Source organism: Anatilimnocola floriformis (assembly GCF_024256385.1).
In the GTDB taxonomy this organism is placed as follows: Bacteria; Planctomycetota; Planctomycetia; order Pirellulales; family Pirellulaceae; genus Anatilimnocola; species Anatilimnocola floriformis.
The window spans coordinates 546,793-561,144 of sequence record NZ_JAMLFW010000001.1; the positions used below are offsets into that span (position 1 = coordinate 546,793).

General features: G+C 59.5%; 16 protein-coding genes. 2 read left to right on the plus strand and 14 right to left on the minus strand.

Annotation, left to right across the window (positions count from 1 at the left end; translation table 11 throughout):
* Positions 1 to 9: 9 nt before the first annotated feature.
* The 9 genes from M9Q49_RS02150 to M9Q49_RS02190 all read right to left on the minus strand — a co-directional run bounded on the left by M9Q49_RS02150 (position 10) and on the right by M9Q49_RS02190 (position 8,152).
* Complete coding sequence (locus M9Q49_RS02150; protein ID WP_254507001.1) at positions 10 to 417, minus strand: hypothetical protein; 408 nt, start codon at positions 415 to 417, stop codon at positions 10 to 12.
* Positions 414 to 938 (minus strand): hypothetical protein, encoded by a 525-nt coding sequence (locus M9Q49_RS02155; protein WP_254507002.1) that lies wholly within the window; start codon positions 936 to 938, stop codon positions 414 to 416. Before M9Q49_RS02155 ends, M9Q49_RS02150 begins: the two co-directional genes overlap by 4 nt.
* The gene (locus tag M9Q49_RS02160) at positions 935 to 1,372 is read right to left on the minus strand and encodes a hypothetical protein (RefSeq protein WP_254507003.1); all 438 of its coding nucleotides are present in this window, start codon (positions 1,370 to 1,372) and stop codon (positions 935 to 937) included. Before M9Q49_RS02160 ends, M9Q49_RS02155 begins: the two co-directional genes overlap by 4 nt.
* The gene (locus M9Q49_RS02165) at positions 1,372 to 3,774 is read right to left on the minus strand and encodes a type II secretion system F family protein (RefSeq protein ID WP_254507004.1); all 2,403 of its coding nucleotides are present in this window, start codon (positions 3,772 to 3,774) and stop codon (positions 1,372 to 1,374) included. Before M9Q49_RS02165 ends, M9Q49_RS02160 begins: the two co-directional genes overlap by 1 nt.
* Positions 3,775 to 4,839, minus strand: a complete 1,065-nt coding sequence (locus M9Q49_RS02170) for a type II secretion system F family protein (RefSeq protein ID WP_254507005.1) — start codon at positions 4,837 to 4,839, stop codon at positions 3,775 to 3,777. It lies immediately after the preceding gene.
* A gap of 151 nt (positions 4,840 to 4,990) precedes the next feature.
* Entirely contained in the window at positions 4,991 to 6,010 is a 1,020-nt protein-coding gene (locus M9Q49_RS02175; RefSeq protein ID WP_254507006.1) for a bifunctional heptose 7-phosphate kinase/heptose 1-phosphate adenyltransferase, read from the minus strand.
* Positions 6,011 to 6,043: 33 nt separating this feature from the next.
* Positions 6,044 to 6,877 carry an HAD family hydrolase gene (locus M9Q49_RS02180; RefSeq protein WP_254507007.1) on the minus strand — a complete coding sequence of 278 codons (834 nt, stop codon included), beginning with the start codon at positions 6,875 to 6,877 and terminating at the stop codon, positions 6,044 to 6,046.
* Positions 6,878 to 6,991: 114 nt separating this feature from the next.
* Positions 6,992 to 7,444, minus strand: coding sequence for a hypothetical protein (locus M9Q49_RS02185; protein WP_254507008.1), 453 nt, complete (start codon positions 7,442 to 7,444; stop codon positions 6,992 to 6,994).
* Between the two features lie 300 nt (positions 7,445 to 7,744).
* Complete coding sequence (locus M9Q49_RS02190) at positions 7,745 to 8,152, minus strand: hypothetical protein (protein ID WP_254507009.1); 408 nt, start codon at positions 8,150 to 8,152, stop codon at positions 7,745 to 7,747.
* A gap of 79 nt (positions 8,153 to 8,231) precedes the next feature.
* On the opposite strand from M9Q49_RS02190, the gene def reads away from it, so the two are divergent.
* The gene (gene def / locus M9Q49_RS02195; protein WP_254511808.1) at positions 8,232 to 8,819 is read left to right on the plus strand and encodes a peptide deformylase; all 588 of its coding nucleotides are present in this window, start codon (positions 8,232 to 8,234) and stop codon (positions 8,817 to 8,819) included.
* Positions 8,820 to 8,826: 7 nt separating this feature from the next.
* Here def and M9Q49_RS02200 read toward each other — a convergent pair whose 3' ends face one another.
* The 4 genes from M9Q49_RS02200 to M9Q49_RS02215 all read right to left on the minus strand — a co-directional run bounded on the left by M9Q49_RS02200 (position 8,827) and on the right by M9Q49_RS02215 (position 12,752).
* On the minus strand, positions 8,827 to 9,000 hold the full coding sequence (locus tag M9Q49_RS02200; protein WP_254507010.1) for a hypothetical protein: 174 nt from the start codon (positions 8,998 to 9,000) through the stop codon (positions 8,827 to 8,829).
* A 59-nt stretch (positions 9,001 to 9,059) separates the two neighbouring features.
* Positions 9,060 to 10,115 carry a DUF1559 domain-containing protein gene (locus M9Q49_RS02205; RefSeq protein ID WP_254507011.1) on the minus strand — a complete coding sequence of 352 codons (1,056 nt, stop codon included), beginning with the start codon at positions 10,113 to 10,115 and terminating at the stop codon, positions 9,060 to 9,062.
* A 196-nt stretch (positions 10,116 to 10,311) separates the two neighbouring features.
* Positions 10,312 to 10,977: a hypothetical protein gene (locus M9Q49_RS02210; RefSeq protein ID WP_254507012.1), complete on the minus strand. Its 666-nt coding sequence runs from the start codon at positions 10,975 to 10,977 to the stop codon at positions 10,312 to 10,314.
* A 140-nt stretch (positions 10,978 to 11,117) separates the two neighbouring features.
* Positions 11,118 to 12,752, minus strand: coding sequence for an acyl-CoA carboxylase subunit beta (locus M9Q49_RS02215; protein WP_254507013.1), 1,635 nt, complete (start codon positions 12,750 to 12,752; stop codon positions 11,118 to 11,120).
* Between the two features lie 287 nt (positions 12,753 to 13,039).
* Between M9Q49_RS02215 and M9Q49_RS02220 the strand changes: the two genes are divergently transcribed.
* Positions 13,040 to 13,780 (plus strand): hypothetical protein, encoded by a 741-nt coding sequence (locus tag M9Q49_RS02220; RefSeq protein ID WP_254507014.1) that lies wholly within the window; start codon positions 13,040 to 13,042, stop codon positions 13,778 to 13,780.
* An 84-nt stretch (positions 13,781 to 13,864) separates the two neighbouring features.
* Here the strand turns inward: M9Q49_RS02220 and M9Q49_RS02225 are convergent, their stop codons facing one another.
* The gene (locus M9Q49_RS02225) at positions 13,865 to 14,260 is read right to left on the minus strand and encodes a PTS sugar transporter subunit IIA (RefSeq protein WP_254507015.1); all 396 of its coding nucleotides are present in this window, start codon (positions 14,258 to 14,260) and stop codon (positions 13,865 to 13,867) included.
* Positions 14,261 to 14,352: the final 92 nt, after the last annotated feature.

The window sequence follows — 14,352 nt, forward strand, 5'->3', positions numbered from 1 at the left end:
ACTCCAAAGTTAATCACGCGGACGCAAGTTGATTTGCCGCTCGCTAACAACCTGAGCGCGGCGCGTGGGATGATCGGGAAATAGCGAAGTGACGGTGACGCTGAATTGATTCTCTGGGGAACCGGGTGTCACAGCGATGACGACGCGCGCTGAGGTCGTTCCCGCAGCGTTCTTCAGCGTCGGCTGCCAGGTTTCGCCCTGGTACTTTCGATCGCCGTTCAATTTTGCCGCCGCGCGATCGAGGGCCGATTCGGCGAGCGCTTGCGCTTGCAGTTTGTTCAACAGACTTCGTGTTTCACGTTCTTGCACCAACAGTCGTTGCAAAAACACGCTCAAAGTCACGAGCACGATGCCGAAGACCGCGATGACGGCGAGCATCACGAAGCCGCGACGGCGCTGGCGGCGAAAGTGAGTCATGGCTGCTCCTCCGCGGATTTCTTATCGCCGGAAATTCCACCGCCAATGAGCGTTTCGCAGTGATAAGGTTGTTGCCGGGCCTCAAGTTTTTGTTCGCTCGGCGGCAGGTACAGATCGAGCACGAGTAGTGTGCGACGGTCTGCCGGCTGCGAACTGAAACGCACGTCCATACCAGGTCGCAGAAAAAATACTTCGCGCTGCCGCAGGCGATCTGCCTGCCAGCGTTCACGCACCAAGCCTTCAGCCGTGGCCGAATAAGTCCAGCGAATGCCTTGATCCGTGTTCAGCTCGCACTCCGTCGGCGATTTGACAGTCACACGCGCGGCTGCATGCGCGTCGGCCCGCAGGATGCCGTCGAGTCGGGCGAACTCGGCTCGCTGACGACTCCGTAGATGGGCCTGCCGTTGTGTTTGCAGTGTTGCCGAGAGAAACATCCCCAGCAACGCCATCAGCACGGTGACGATTCCCATCACGGCCATCAGCTCGACCAGCGAATATGCGCGGCGGAAGCTTTTTCTCATGGCTGCTCCTCCACGGGAGCAGGGCGATGTTTCCAAGCACTCAGTTCGATCGGCTGCACGCGATTGCCAGCCGGATCGCGCCACTCGACCCACACGCGAATCTGCCGCGAGGCGTCGTCGTCCAGCGCGACTACTTCGCTGTGCATCGTCGCCGTCTTCAGCAACAGCAGCACATCTTCCGGAGCGGCCTCGTCGGTGACCACGCGAACTGCGAGTTGCTCCCAAGTTTGGGCCTGCAGCACGTCCAGCCGATTGGCCACAGCCCGCAGCGCCGCCTGGCGGGCATCGGTCGCTCGTTCTTGCCGCGCGATCAGGTGCAGCAACTGAGCCACCACGAGCGCGCAGGCCACGAACATGGCTGACGCGATGGTCATTTCCAAAATCGTGAAGGCGCTGCGATGCGCAGCGGCGCGATGTGCGGGGCGTCGCTTCACTAGGAAAGTCCTTGAATGAGGGCGATCAGTGGCAGCATAAGACTGACGACGACGAAAGCCACAAACGTGCCGAATATCAGCAGCAGAATCGGATGCAAGATTTGATGCAACAGCGTGAGCCGATAAGTCATCCGGCGCATCAGCGAGTCTCCCATTTCGTCGAGCGCCCAAGGCAAATTGTCGGCGCGGGCGGCCGCTTGCAACACCGCGACCTCGGCGGGGCCGAGTAACCATTGTCGCTGCATGGCCGGTAGCCAATTGCCACCCTGTTCCACATCAAGCGCGACCTGACTTAGTCGGCGGCGGACACTGCCGCGGGGATAAACGTTTGCCAGCAGGGTGAGGGCCTGCGGCAACGGCACGCGCTGTTCGAGCAGCAGCGACAAACTGCGCAACACGAGACTCGCGTCATACCGCCAGAAGAAGTACCGCAATCCTTTGAACAGATCCATGACGCGCGCAACATCAGCGACATTGGCATAACGGCGACGCGCCTGCGAGCCGAACACCACAGGAAAGTCATAACAGCCGGTGTAAAAAATCGTCGCCAGCGCACTGACGCCCAGCATGGCCAGCAACAGCGGCAGGAGCAACAGAAAGCCACCTCCCTTAATCCAATCGGCCATCTCAAACAGAAGCAGAGTGGGCGCCGGCAAACGCAGACCGAACTCATCGAACATCCGGCGAAACACCAATACAAAGCCGAACATGGAATAGGCGCTGACCAAGAGCATCGTCAGCACCAGGCCGCAAAAATAGAGGAGGCGATTGACGATGACCCGGAAGGCAGCATCCGAATCGCTGACCCAGTTGAGTTGCGTCCGCAAGGCCAGGCCGCGGGCCACCAATACATCGCTCAAGTTCACGGCCAGTCGTTGAGCGGTATTCAGTCGCAGTCGCGCGCCGCGGGCAGCCGCCGAAAGAGTCACGCCAGCTTCCAATTGCGTTGCCAAGCGGTACGCGCGAGCGCCCGTATCGCCCACATTTTCAGCGGCAAATGCCAAGGCTGACTCGGGGAGCGGGATTCCTTTGTCGGCCGCGAACGCCAGGGAATTGATCAGGGCTTGATGCTCGCCGAGGCGATAGCGATCGACAAGCATCATCAGGGCCAGACCGCACAACGGCAGGAAAAGGAGGCTCAGCCACGAGAGCCCACTGATGATGATGCCGACGAGCCCGAGCAGAATCGTCAGCCAGGCCGCGGTCGTGAGAATGATGCGGGCCAGGTTCGAACGAATGACACGTTTGCGATGCAAGATTTGCAGCGAGACGAGGATTGCCAGGCCGGGAACGATCAAGATCGACCACGATGTCGCTCGCGCGCCTTCCATCAGTTCGCGCAGTGCTGGCATGGAGCTGGGAGATGGTGTGCCCCAGGAAGTCATCAGGTCAGTAAAGACTCGCAACGGGACGATGCAAGCTGCGGCCATGGCGGCGTACAACCCGCCAGCCAGCAAGTAGATCACCGTCGGCGCGAGCAGCATGATGAGCGACGCCTGCGCCTGGAGCCGGGCATCGAGCATCTCTGCCGCCACACGACAAGTCGCGGGCAGAGTGTCAGTCCGTTCGCCCACGCGAATCAGCGGTAAGGTCGATTCTGGCAATCCCGGAACGGCCTCGGCTGCCCGCGTGAGCGTTGATCCTTGCTCGACGCGCTGGGCCAGCACATCGGCATGCCGAGCGAGCGCTGCATCGGCAATTCCGCAGCCGGTAAGTCGCAAGGCCTCCGGCAGAGCGATTTGCCGCTCCAGCATGATCGCCAGTGCTCGATAGAATTCGCTGCTGCCGCTCCAGTGCCACAAGGGTCCAAAGATCGGCGTCACCGACATCCATTGAGACCACCCTCTGCGCCCGCCAATGACGCGGACAAGCAGCAGCAAGATGGCGGCGCCGCCGAGCAGCAGCAGTGAGAGAGACGCTGCTTTCCGGGCAATTTCATATGTCGCCAGGAAGGCTTGCGAAGTCTGCCATCCCATATCTTCGACAACTTGGCGCAGAACCGGCCCGACGTGAAATGCCAGAAAGAGGAATAGCAGGTACGTACCCGCGAGCGTCACCAACGGATAGGTGAGCGACTGAACTACGTTTCGCCAATGCGCGCCGGCTTGCTGCCGCGCGAGAAGCCATTCGGTAATCGCACTGCTCGGATCGCCCGTGGCGAGCGACGCCTTCAAGAGTCCCGACAGCGACGCGGGCAACGGCGAATTTTTGGTGAGGATCTGCGGCAGCGGTTCGCCGGTTTGGATGCGCTGAGCAACAGCGCGGAGCGACTTCGCCAGACGTCGATCGGGTGTGCTATCGGCGGCGGCGAGCAGCGCTTCGGCCAATGGCAGGCTGGACTGCGTCCCTTGCACAAGCAGTTGCGCGAGTTCGGTCGTCGAGTTGGCAGTGGTTTCAGCCACTCAAACCTCCACCATCTTGCGCATGATGACGAGCCAGGGCCCCAGCGTGATCAACAGATGAAACAGGGCCAGGCTGCCACCGATCGCCAGGGTGAAAATTGACGGAACCCAGGTGGCGAGCCATAGGCCGCGACGACGAACTTCGGCGTGGTAGTTGGCGGCGAGTTGCCGCAGGTTAGTGCTGAGGTGCTGACCGCTCGGAGCATCGAGCAGCAGGCAAGCTACCAACGGCGGGAATGGTTGCGGAGGCCTTGCCATTTGACCGCGCTCGAGTTGATTTGCGAATTCGAGCGTGGCGCGAGCCAGCGGCTGCGATGTCAGCGTACCGCCCGCTAGGCGCAGAGCTTCGGTCAGCGGCAAGCCATGCTCGAGCAAGATCGCCAGTTGATCGCACAGGACTGCCGATTGTCCTGCGCGGCGCATCAGTCCCAGGCCACGAACCACACCGAGCGTTGGCAAGTCGAGCAGCGACCATTCACCCAGTCCTCGAGACGAACGACGCCACGACCAGACAATGAGCGCGAGAAAGGCTGCCGGCACGAGCCATTCCCAGAGCCATTGCGTCTGCCGCAGAGAACGGAGCACGGCTTGCGGAAGAGAGACATCGATGTCCCAATCCGCAGCGACCATCAGGTATACGCCGGCAAGCTTGTTAAGCCAGAAGAGAAAAAGGATCCAGGTCACGCAGACAACGAGCAGCGGATTGATCGCGGCGAGCAGCATTTGCCGCCGCAGTTCGCCGGTCTTGCGAGCTAACTGCATCATCCCCTGCAGAATGCCCGGCAGATTGCCGGCGCGAAGACCAGCCTCGACAAGTGCTTGATAGCCGGGCGGAAACTGCGTACCCGAACGAGCGACAACTTGATCGAGCGACATGCCCGCGGCCAGTTCACTCCCCATTTCGCGCGATACACGGCCGAGCCGACCCGGCAACTCATGGCCAAGCGCGCTCAGCCCTTGGTCGAGCGGCATGCCGGTACGGGCGAGCGCAGCAATCTCATCGCTGAGCGCGATCAATTGCTCGAGCGACAAAGTTTGCCGCGGTGATAGATTCGCCGTCGCCATCGAGTGATGTTTGCCGAGTAGAAGAGGGAGATGAGCGGCCCTCAGTGTAAACGGCGGCGGGGCGGAAGGGAGCTAGGAGTTAGGAACTTGGAGCTCCGGAAAATCCAGATGCATTTCCCAATCGATTCCCAGATCTCAGCTCACGCATCGCTCATTGAATGGAACGCCAACGATCGCGAATTTGCGCCGGCGTGGCTGTACCTGTCGTTCCCAATTGCTGGATCGTGATCGAGGCAATCAGGTTGCCGAACTCGGCGGCTTCGACCGGCGAAGCGCCCGTGAGCAGCGCGGTGACGATGCCGCTGGTCGCGGAATCGCCGGCGCCGCAGATATCGATCGGACCGGTCACTTGCGGCGCGGGGACAATCGTCGATTTACCATCGACGGTTGCCACCAGCGTGCCGAGTTCGCCGATGGTACAGAAGACGGGCTGCTTGGTCTTGGCGGCAAACTGTGCCGCGGCGGTATGAAACGCTGAGAGGTCGGCAGCCGGATCGATTCCAACCGCGCCGGCGATTTCGGCTCGGTTTCCCTTCAGCACGCCGAAGGAAAAATCGCGCAGCCGTTGTCGGCTGTCGCTGTAGATCAGTTTTTGGGGATTCCGTTTTGATAGCTCATGCAAGAAGTCGCGTACACGATCGGTCACCACGCCGCAGCCGAGCTCGTTCACCTGATCGAGCACAATCAGGCCATCGCTCGATTGCCAAGTGTGCTCGATTCGCTGACAGAGCAAGTCCTGTACGTTGTCCGACAGCGGCGCGCGAGTCCGCACGTCGAACCGATTCAGCTCCTGCACTTTGTCGCCGACGGGTTGCATCGGCTTGGTGTAGGTCGGCGTGAGACGCTGCGGATCGCAAATGATGTTCTGTGGATCAACCGGCAGGCGGCGCACTTCGCGCAGAAGATCAAAGCCATGGCCGTCGTCGCCGATCACCGTGGTCGGCAACATCAGGCCGACGCCCAGCGCAGACAGATTGTTCATCACCGTGCCGAGCGCGCCGGGAAAGTTGCGAATGCGGGTGACTTGATGCGCGACGAGGCCCGTTTCGATCGAAGTCTCGCCGACCGGCTGCAGTTCCAAGTAGCGATCGAGAAACAAGTCGCCGACGAGGCCGATGGTGAGTCGGGGCAGGGCACTGAGAATGGAATCGAGGCGGGCGGCGGAGAGCAACGGAGGGTCCTTCCTGTTTTATCCAAGCAGACATCAAACCATATCGGCAAAACCCAGCCGCTGAAACAGTTCCTGCCAGCAGCGATAGTCGCCGATGATGATGTCTGCGCCGGCGCGGATCAAGTGCTCACGCTTCAGCGGATCAACGCCCGTCCCTGTGACCTCGTTGCTAGCGAGGCCAATCGCCAGGCCGCCGAGCTGCTTGATGGCCAGAATCTCGGTGGGGCCGTCGCCGATGGCAATGATGCTGCGGGCCGAATAGCCTTGCTTCACCAGCTGCTGCATGACGGCGAGCTTCGAGAACTTGGGATCCTGATCTACAGGACAATGCACGCGGGGCTCGAAGTAGGTGTGAAAGTCGAGCACCTGCAGCTCGTTCTTCACATCTTTCAGCTCGGTGCCGGAGGCGAGCACCAGATGAATCTTTCGCAGCTGCAACTCGTCCAGCATCCGCCGCGTGCCAGCAACGGCCATCATGTCGGGCGAGGCATGGCCGCGAGTCACCGCGCGGATGCGGGCATTGGTTTGCAGCATCAGGCTGTCTTGATACTGCTGAAAGTAGACATCCGCGGCTTGCGGCATGTGCCCACGCTGACGAATCTCCGCGGCGAGGCGTTGCATCTGAACCATCGTCGGCTGGCCAGTCAACTCGATGACGAACTGCTCGACGAGTTTCTTCAGACTGTTCTGCGGCTCGCCAGTATCGAGACGCGATAGATGATCGACCATCATCGGCACCATGATGCCCTGCCAGTTGCGGCGCAGGAGCGACAGCGTGCCATCGAAATCAAAGACCACCGCGCGATAGCCCGACTTGGGAATGTCGGCGCGGAGCAATTCCAAGTCGGGACTGGGGCGACGAACCATGGGAGCAGTTCTGAGTTCTGAGTTTTGGAGTTCTGAGACAGGAATCAATGATAACCTCCTGTCTCAGAACTCAAAACTCAGAACTTCTTCCCAACTGCGACTTCCAACTCGGAACTACCCGAGCGGCGAATCGACCACTCCCACAAACCGCCCGCCGTTGTCGTACCAGCCGTGACGGCTGAAGCGACACCAGGTCAATTCCATGACGAGGCCGATCCATTTGCCGTCCTTGAGTGGAAACGACGCCACGACTCGCGACCACTCCAGTGGTTGCGCGAAGTAGAAATCGGCCCCGTGGTTCGACAGATGCTTGCCGACGACCACAAAGGTGTCGCCGAGCAACGGTCGGCCGTCGCGGTCGAGGGGCGTCATGTGGATTGGATACGGATAGGGATGCCGTGTCTCGGTTCGCCGCTCGACATGCCTTTCGGCCTGCGCGCTGACGAGCGCATGTTGCACTTGCTGCGCGATCAAATCCTTGGGCCGTTCGCACAAGGCCCGCGGTTGGTCCGACTCGGGCGTGAGAGCGGGCAAGAGCGCAGCGCAGTCCAGCGTCGACGTGGTCATCCAGCCTCCGGAACCAAACGAGATGAGAGAAGAGGCGCCGGCAGGAGCCGGCGAGCGCAGTCAGCCGAGACGAGATATGCAGAGAACAAAAATACCAGCCCTATCCCATCGGATCGCAACCGAAAAAGGCTCGGCCGCGGCGAAAGTCGGGCTTGGTGAAAGCCCCTGTTTTTCGCAGTGCAACGTGCGAACTACAGGAGCGTAACTATTATCTAGGTCGCAAAGTGGGAGCTGTCAAAAAGAGGCTGAGATTTCCTTGATTTGCCGATCAGAGAGCACCGACGGCAGCGAACCAACCACTTATTCCGGCGAATCTGCCTCATCCAGCCATCGGCCAGAACGTACCGAGGCAGCGGGGTCAGCCGGCAGGGATTTCGGCCACAACAGTCTCTGCAAGGCGCCACCCAGCCACGCGGCAATGATCACCGGCAACCCAAAGAAAATGACATGAAACACAATGACGACCTCGGTCGGACCGAGGCCGGAGGGATCTTTTTCCATTCGATACGCATTCACCGCCGCAATGACAAACGCCACGCCGAGGCCCAAGTAAAAACCGGGCCGAATGATAAACGAAGTCAGGAAAGCGCCGGCCATGGGCAGCACCAGAAATCGCCACCCGCTAGTCCACGAGGCGAACGCGACGCACAGCGTGGTCATCACGATCAGAATCGCGACGAGCGATATTTGTGGGCGATTGGTTTCCATTCGCCCCAATCCTAGCCTCTGCAGTTGCTGGATTCTCCTTTATAATCATTACTTTCCCCTGTCTGTCTGATTGCAGGAGTTGTTCGTGCAGATTATCGCCTGGCCGCATTCGACCCTTCGCCACCAGTCGAAGCCCATCCGCCGCGTCGATGCGGAGTTGAAGCAGATGGTGCGGGAGATGTTCGACCTGATGTACGCCGCCAAGGGAATCGGCCTGGCCGCGAACCAGGTCAATCTGCCGCTGCGGCTGTTTGTCATGAACCTGGAGTCGGATCCGGCGAAGAAGGAACTCGAGCAGGTCTTCATCAACCCCGTCATCAGCGGGCCCAAGGGATCGGCCGAAGCCGAGGAGGGCTGCCTCAGCCTGCCTGGTTTGTATGGACCCGTTGTGCGGCCCAAGCAGGTGCGGATCACGGCCTATGGTCTCGACGGCCGAGAGATCGATATGATCGCGACGGAGTTGCTCGGCCGCTGCGTGCAGCACGAAGTCGATCATCTCGACGGCATGATGTTCATCGACCGCATGAGCGCCGGCGCCAAAGCCGATATCGCCGATGAACTGTATGACTTCGAAACCGTCTTCAACAGCCAGCGCTCGACCGGCGGCATTCCGAACGATACGGTGCTCGCCGAAGAGCGGAAGAAATGGGAACTGAAGTATTGCTAAACGGCAACTACTTCACCTTCCGTCCCCATTCATCCACGCGCTGTTGATGCTGCTCTTCGATTTGCTTTTTGTCATCGGCTGTGAACACCGTTTTGGCGGGAGTGTCACTGCCGCCGCAGCCGATTAGTTGCGCTAGCAAGGCGGCGGCGATCAGATACTTCAACGAGCGGGCGTCAAACATGGCGAATTCGATTTCGAAAATAGGTCGGCGATGATCTGAACGTGGCACGAACGGAAACGCTACGGCAGTTGGCCAAGTTCACCGCCTGCCATGGTGCCGCTCGCGGTCCATACGTCGGCGTCGACCGATTCGGTGACGAAGCGAACGCTGCCATCCGCGAGACAGGCACTCGCGCCGCCGGGGTGATAGCTGCTCGCCGGCGTGACCAGTTCCCACCATTCGGTGTTGGGGCGGAAGCACGGTTTGTTGGGCGTGAGCAGCGTATTGAATCCGTTCCGCCAGATCGAACCTTCGCGCCACGGATAGCCGCGCCAGTTCCAACCGCCGAGCGTCGGCGCCGTTTTGTAATCGATAGCCAGGAATGCGGCGCGAGCGTCAGCCGCTGTCGTTTGACTTTGCGAACCGGCTTCGTAGCAATCGCGCCGTGGATCGCGGCGGCTCGGATCGGCGCCAATGCCGTTGCAAACCTCGGCGTAGAGCAGCGTGTTGCTCGTGCCGTCGGTAATGTCGCGTAGTTTGCTCGCGTCGACCGGCTTTACGGAGCCATAGGGCGTGAAATTCGTGCCATACGGCCCATCCCAGGAGTTCTTCAACTTCACCCAACTGCCGTAGTTGGTGTGATAGTTCGTAAAGCCATACACGAGCCCTTTGAACTCATTCATTTCCGAAGGACATTTGAAAATCTTCGGCCGGATCGTCGAGCCGTACTCGTGGTCTAGCACGCCGCTTCCCGTGCCGGAGTCGGCGCTAGCGCCGTGTGCGAATGACGAATCCATCCGGTCAGAAATGTTCTTTTGCTCAAGAGTCGGCAGCAGGTAAGCATGCGGTGAAGGGCCAAACAGCGCTGCCGTTTTCGAGCCATCGGGCAACTTGCCGAATGTCGATTCGAAGTTGTGGGTGGCCAGGCCCAGTTGCTTCAAATGATTGATGCATTGCATCCGCCGGGCCGATTCGCGAGCGGCTTGCACGGCAGGCAGCAGCAGCGCGACGAGCACGCCAATAATGGCGATGACGACGAGTAACTCGACCAGGGTAAAACCACGAACCAGAGTGGTTCGAGACAGCTTCGCGGTGCGAAGATTGGCGACACGGCCGCCGGCATTCCACAGAAACATTGCGAGAGCCTCTCCCAAACTCAGCATGCCGACTCTCGCCCGGGTCGTGGTGCTGATCACAGTGCGCTCGATTATTTCGCTGAGCGCGAGCTAGGAGAGGACACTTCTTACGTTAAGAATCGCCGCCAATTCTCGCAATCCGTTTCGTGGCGAAATTGTGAGCCTAAGGGGAATTATTTTCCCGCGACTTGCCTCTTCAAGGTGGGAAATGTAGTGGTTCTTTCGGCAGCAGCTCGTCCAGACGCACGCGCACATCGCTTCGGGCGCTGGGTAACAATTGCAAAAACGATTCGGGCAATGGCGGCAGTTGCACGCGCTTCATCACCTGATTTAAACGGACCAGCAACCGCTGATCGTCCTTGTAGTCGTAGAGAAATCGCTCGTTGTGAAACCGCGGAATCAGCGGCGCGAGGATCTCGGTCTGCCGCGTCGCCAGGCCGTTCACATATTGCTGCACGATGACTGGATCGAGCGCCGCAAGGGCTTCGTAGTACTTTGGTAGCAGTGACGGATCATCCACATCGAGACAGGCATCCATCAGCAGTTCGACCAAGATGTGGCCGACAAAACTGGGACGAAAGCCATCATCGGGCGCGAGCAGATCCCGAATTCGCAGCGTAAACTGCAAACTCAAATCAACAAACGCCGGCTGCGTATGAAACCAGCCGTCATCGGCGTGATGCTGCATCACGCCGCGGGCGAATGAGGCCAGCTGCGGATTCTCGTCGTTTATATGCGGTTGCGCGGTCTTCGAGCGGAGTCGCATCCGCCGATCGATCACACCGAGCCAATCGGGGGCTGCTGTCCCTGCCATGTGGTAGGGATCATGCGTAAAGAACCTGCCGTGGGCGAGATAGTTCATTGATTGTCGCCTTTCGCTCCGCGAAAGAGTGCGTCTTTTGGCCGGCGCGGCAGATGAAAGGTTGGTTCGAGCAAAGGTTACCTCAAGAAGACGCGCCCTTTCACGGAGTGAAAGGCGACGGTGCGGAGCGAAAGTCGACTCTAGACCTGAAACACACCGAGCCGATACGGCTCTTCAACGGCCTGCCGCGTGACGATCTCCAGCGATTGAATCAGCGTGTTGCGAGTTTCCGCTGGCTCGATGATCGCATCGACCCACAGCCGCGCGGCCGCGTAACGGACATCGGTTTGCCGTTCGTAATCGCCGGCTACTTGTTCGCGGAGTTGCGCGAGTTCGTCAGCGTCGGCAGTGTGCCCTTGCTTCTTCATGCTGGCGACCATCACGTCGAGCAGCGTGTTTGTCGCTTGCTGGGCGCCCATCACCGCGCAGCGGGCGTGCGGCCAGGCGAAGATGAACCGCGGGTCAAAGGCTTTGCCGCAGAGAGCGTAGTTCCCGGCGCCAAACGAGCCGCCGGTGATGAGCGTGAGTTTCGGCACGCGACTGTTGCTAACGGCGGAGACGAGTTTTGCCCCGGCTTTGATAATGCCATCGCGTTCGCTATCGCGGCCCACCATGAATCCGTTGACGTCCTGCAAAAATAGCAGCGGAATTTGATCCTGATTGCAGCTCATCACAAACCGCGCGGCTTTGTCAGCTGAGTCGACATACACCACGCCGCCGAACTGAAACTCGCCGCGGGCGGTTTTGATCCGATGCAATTGATTGGCCACAATGCCGACGGGAAAACCGCCGATCCGTGCGGTGCCGCAAACCAGCGTTTGGCCGTAATCGGCTTTGTATTCTTCGAACGACCCCGCATCGACGAACGCGGCGAGCAGATCGCGCACGTCGGTGCTGCCCTTCCGCTCGCCGCGGGCGAAAGCTTCCAGCGCAGCAACGGCAGACGAAGGTTGACGCGCTTCGCTGCGCGAAAAGGGGGGCGGCGGAACTGCGGGATCGGCCGGCAACAAGCCAACTAGTCCGCGCAGCCGTTCGAGGCAACTCGCTTCATCCTTCTCTCGATAATCGATCGTACCGCTGACGGCAGCATGCATCAGCGCGCCGCCGAGATCTTCGCTCGAGACTTCCTGCCCGATCGCACTCTTCACCAGTGCAGGACCGGCGAGATACAGGCCGGAGCCTTCCGTCATCAACAGTTTGTCGCAGAGCACCGGCAGGTAACCGCCACCAGCGACGCAGTTGCCGAGGATGGCAGCGTATTGCGAAATGCCCGCGGCCGAGATCACCGCGTTGTTGCGAAAGATCCGACCGAAGTCATCTTCATCCGGAAAGACATCTTCCTGCAGAGGCAGAAAGACACCCGCCGAGTCGACGAGATAAACGAGCGGCAGCCGATTGAGAAAAGCGATCTTCTGCGCGCGAAGAACCTTCTTGGCCGTCATCGGAAAGAACGCGCCGGCTTTTACCGTGGCATCGTTGGCGATGACCATGTGTCGGCGTCCCTTGATCAAACCCACGCCGCACACCACACCAGCAGCCGGAGCGCCGCCCCAGTCCCGATACATTTCGAACGCGGCCCACAAACCAATCTCCAGCCACGGCGAGCCCGCATCGAGCAATTGCGCGATGCGCTCTCGGGCGGTGCCGCGTCCCTTTGCATGTTGTCGTTCAATTGCTGCAGTACCACCGCCGACGAGCAGTTGTTGCATTTGCTCGGCGAACGAAGTTTCCGCCGCTGCATCTGCGCTGGCGTCCTTAGATTTCGCTTTCGTCATCGGATTTACCGCCTGTTGTTCATCTCATTTGGTTGATTCGAGAGCGCGCGTTCACATTGCTCGCGCGCCAGTCACTCATTGGTGCCGATCCAGGCCCGCCGAAACATTAAAAGTCTGCATTCCGGGGCCTTTCTGCATCATTTCTAACTCTCGTCATGATCGCGACTTACGACACAACCCGAAACGCTGTCGAGCACGAATGGCACGCACCTTGCGAATACCTGAATTGTCGCAAACAAACAGACTCGAAGTGATTTCGAGCCAACATTTTACACGGGGATATAGTCATGAAACGCTTCTGGCAAATTTCGCTTGCTACGCTTTTGAGTCTCGGTTCGTACTGCACCGCCAACGCTCAACTTTCGACGCCACCTGGCCCGCCTTCGCCGGGTAACTGTGACACGATCGTTGGCTCGGCCGGTGGTTACTACGGCAACTACGGCTGGCATGCGTCGACAGAAGCCGAAGGCTACTACACTGGTCAGGCTCGCTTGCTACAAGGGGCCGGCGACTACAACAAGAACACCGCCGCCGCGATGGTGCTGCGTGAACAAGCCCGTGGCATGTACCAAGACAACTATCGCGATGGCTTGAAGACCTACTTCGACCTGAAGCGGATCAATGCAGACTACCGCGCCGAAACGGCGCCGGCTCCGCTGACAAAGGAAAAGCTTGACGAATGGAACAAGCAAGATCAGCCGTCGCGGTTGACCAAACGCGAATACAACTCCGATAGTGGTCAGGTTCGTTGGCCGTCGGTGTTGATGACTCCGGCCTTTGACAATTATCGGGCCCAGGTCGAAGAGCTGTTCGCTCGCCGCACCGCGAACGAATACGGTTTGACATCTGACTTCTATCGCTCTGTTCAGCGCGACACTACGGCGATGCAAACTATCCTGAAGGCTCACCTGAAGAGTGAAGACCGGTTCTTCACCGATGGCGAATATATGGCCGCCAAGAACTTCCTCGCCAGCTTGGCTCATGAAGCTCGGTTGGCTCCGGACCTCGACGGTCTGGTCGCTAACTAGCACGTAGTAAAATAATTGCGACGCGGGAAACAAGTTAAGCCCGCTGGGAGGGCATGGCGAACCAAGAAGGTTATAGCCATGCCCTCATTCTTTTTGCGCCTCGATCCTTCCGAGCAATTGGCGCATCTCTTCGCCCGTCTCGCAGCAGCGAAGCTGTTCGCAGAACTCATCGCTTCGCAGTTGCCGATGGAGCTCAGGAATGAACTTGCGAACGGCAGGTTCAGGGTGCTCTTGCTTCATCGTGAGAAAAATCAGAAAGATGTCGGCAAGTTCACCGTCGACACAGTCAAACGGCACCGCGGGCCGAAACATAAATGCGCCGATGATCTTGCGTTCCAGCGAAGCATGCTTGGTGTGCGGCATGGCAATCCCTTTGCCAATGCCTGTCGAGCCGAGTGACTCGCGCTGCATCACCGCCGTAGTGAGAGAAGGGATGTTCGCCGCCGGAATGCAGCCGTGAATCGCCAGTCGCAACAGCATCTACTCGATAAGCTGCGGCTTGGTGAAGAGTTGGCAACCTTCGATGATGTCGCAGCAGGAGATAAGGTCGGTGGGCGACATGGGAGCCTCGG

What these genes read in the sequence shown, in the direction of transcription:
- M9Q49_RS02225 (WP_254507015.1), bottom strand. Translation starts at nt 14,260, where the DNA reads ATGCTGTTGCGACTGGCGATTCACGGCTGCATTCCGGCGGCGAACATC.
- M9Q49_RS02200 (WP_254507010.1), bottom strand. Translation starts at nt 9,000, where the DNA reads ATGTTTGACGCCCGCTCGTTGAAGTATCTGATCGCCGCCGCCTTGCTA.
- M9Q49_RS02190 (WP_254507009.1), bottom strand. Translation starts at nt 8,152, where the DNA reads ATGGAAACCAATCGCCCACAAATATCGCTCGTCGCGATTCTGATCGTG.
- M9Q49_RS02150 (WP_254507001.1), bottom strand. Translation starts at nt 417, where the DNA reads ATGACTCACTTTCGCCGCCAGCGCCGTCGCGGCTTCGTGATGCTCGCC.
- M9Q49_RS02220 (WP_254507014.1), top strand. Translation starts at nt 13,040, where the DNA reads ATGAAACGCTTCTGGCAAATTTCGCTTGCTACGCTTTTGAGTCTCGGT.
- M9Q49_RS02205 (WP_254507011.1), bottom strand. Translation starts at nt 10,115, where the DNA reads ATGTTTCTGTGGAATGCCGGCGGCCGTGTCGCCAATCTTCGCACCGCG.
- M9Q49_RS02215 (WP_254507013.1), bottom strand. Translation starts at nt 12,752, where the DNA reads ATGACGAAAGCGAAATCTAAGGACGCCAGCGCAGATGCAGCGGCGGAA.
- M9Q49_RS02155 (WP_254507002.1), bottom strand. Translation starts at nt 938, where the DNA reads ATGAGAAAAAGCTTCCGCCGCGCATATTCGCTGGTCGAGCTGATGGCC.
- M9Q49_RS02180 (WP_254507007.1), bottom strand. Translation starts at nt 6,877, where the DNA reads ATGGTTCGTCGCCCCAGTCCCGACTTGGAATTGCTCCGCGCCGACATT.
- M9Q49_RS02170 (WP_254507005.1), bottom strand. Translation starts at nt 4,839, where the DNA reads ATGGCGACGGCGAATCTATCACCGCGGCAAACTTTGTCGCTCGAGCAA.
- M9Q49_RS02185 (WP_254507008.1), bottom strand. Translation starts at nt 7,444, where the DNA reads ATGACCACGTCGACGCTGGACTGCGCTGCGCTCTTGCCCGCTCTCACG.
- M9Q49_RS02210 (WP_254507012.1), bottom strand. Translation starts at nt 10,977, where the DNA reads ATGAACTATCTCGCCCACGGCAGGTTCTTTACGCATGATCCCTACCAC.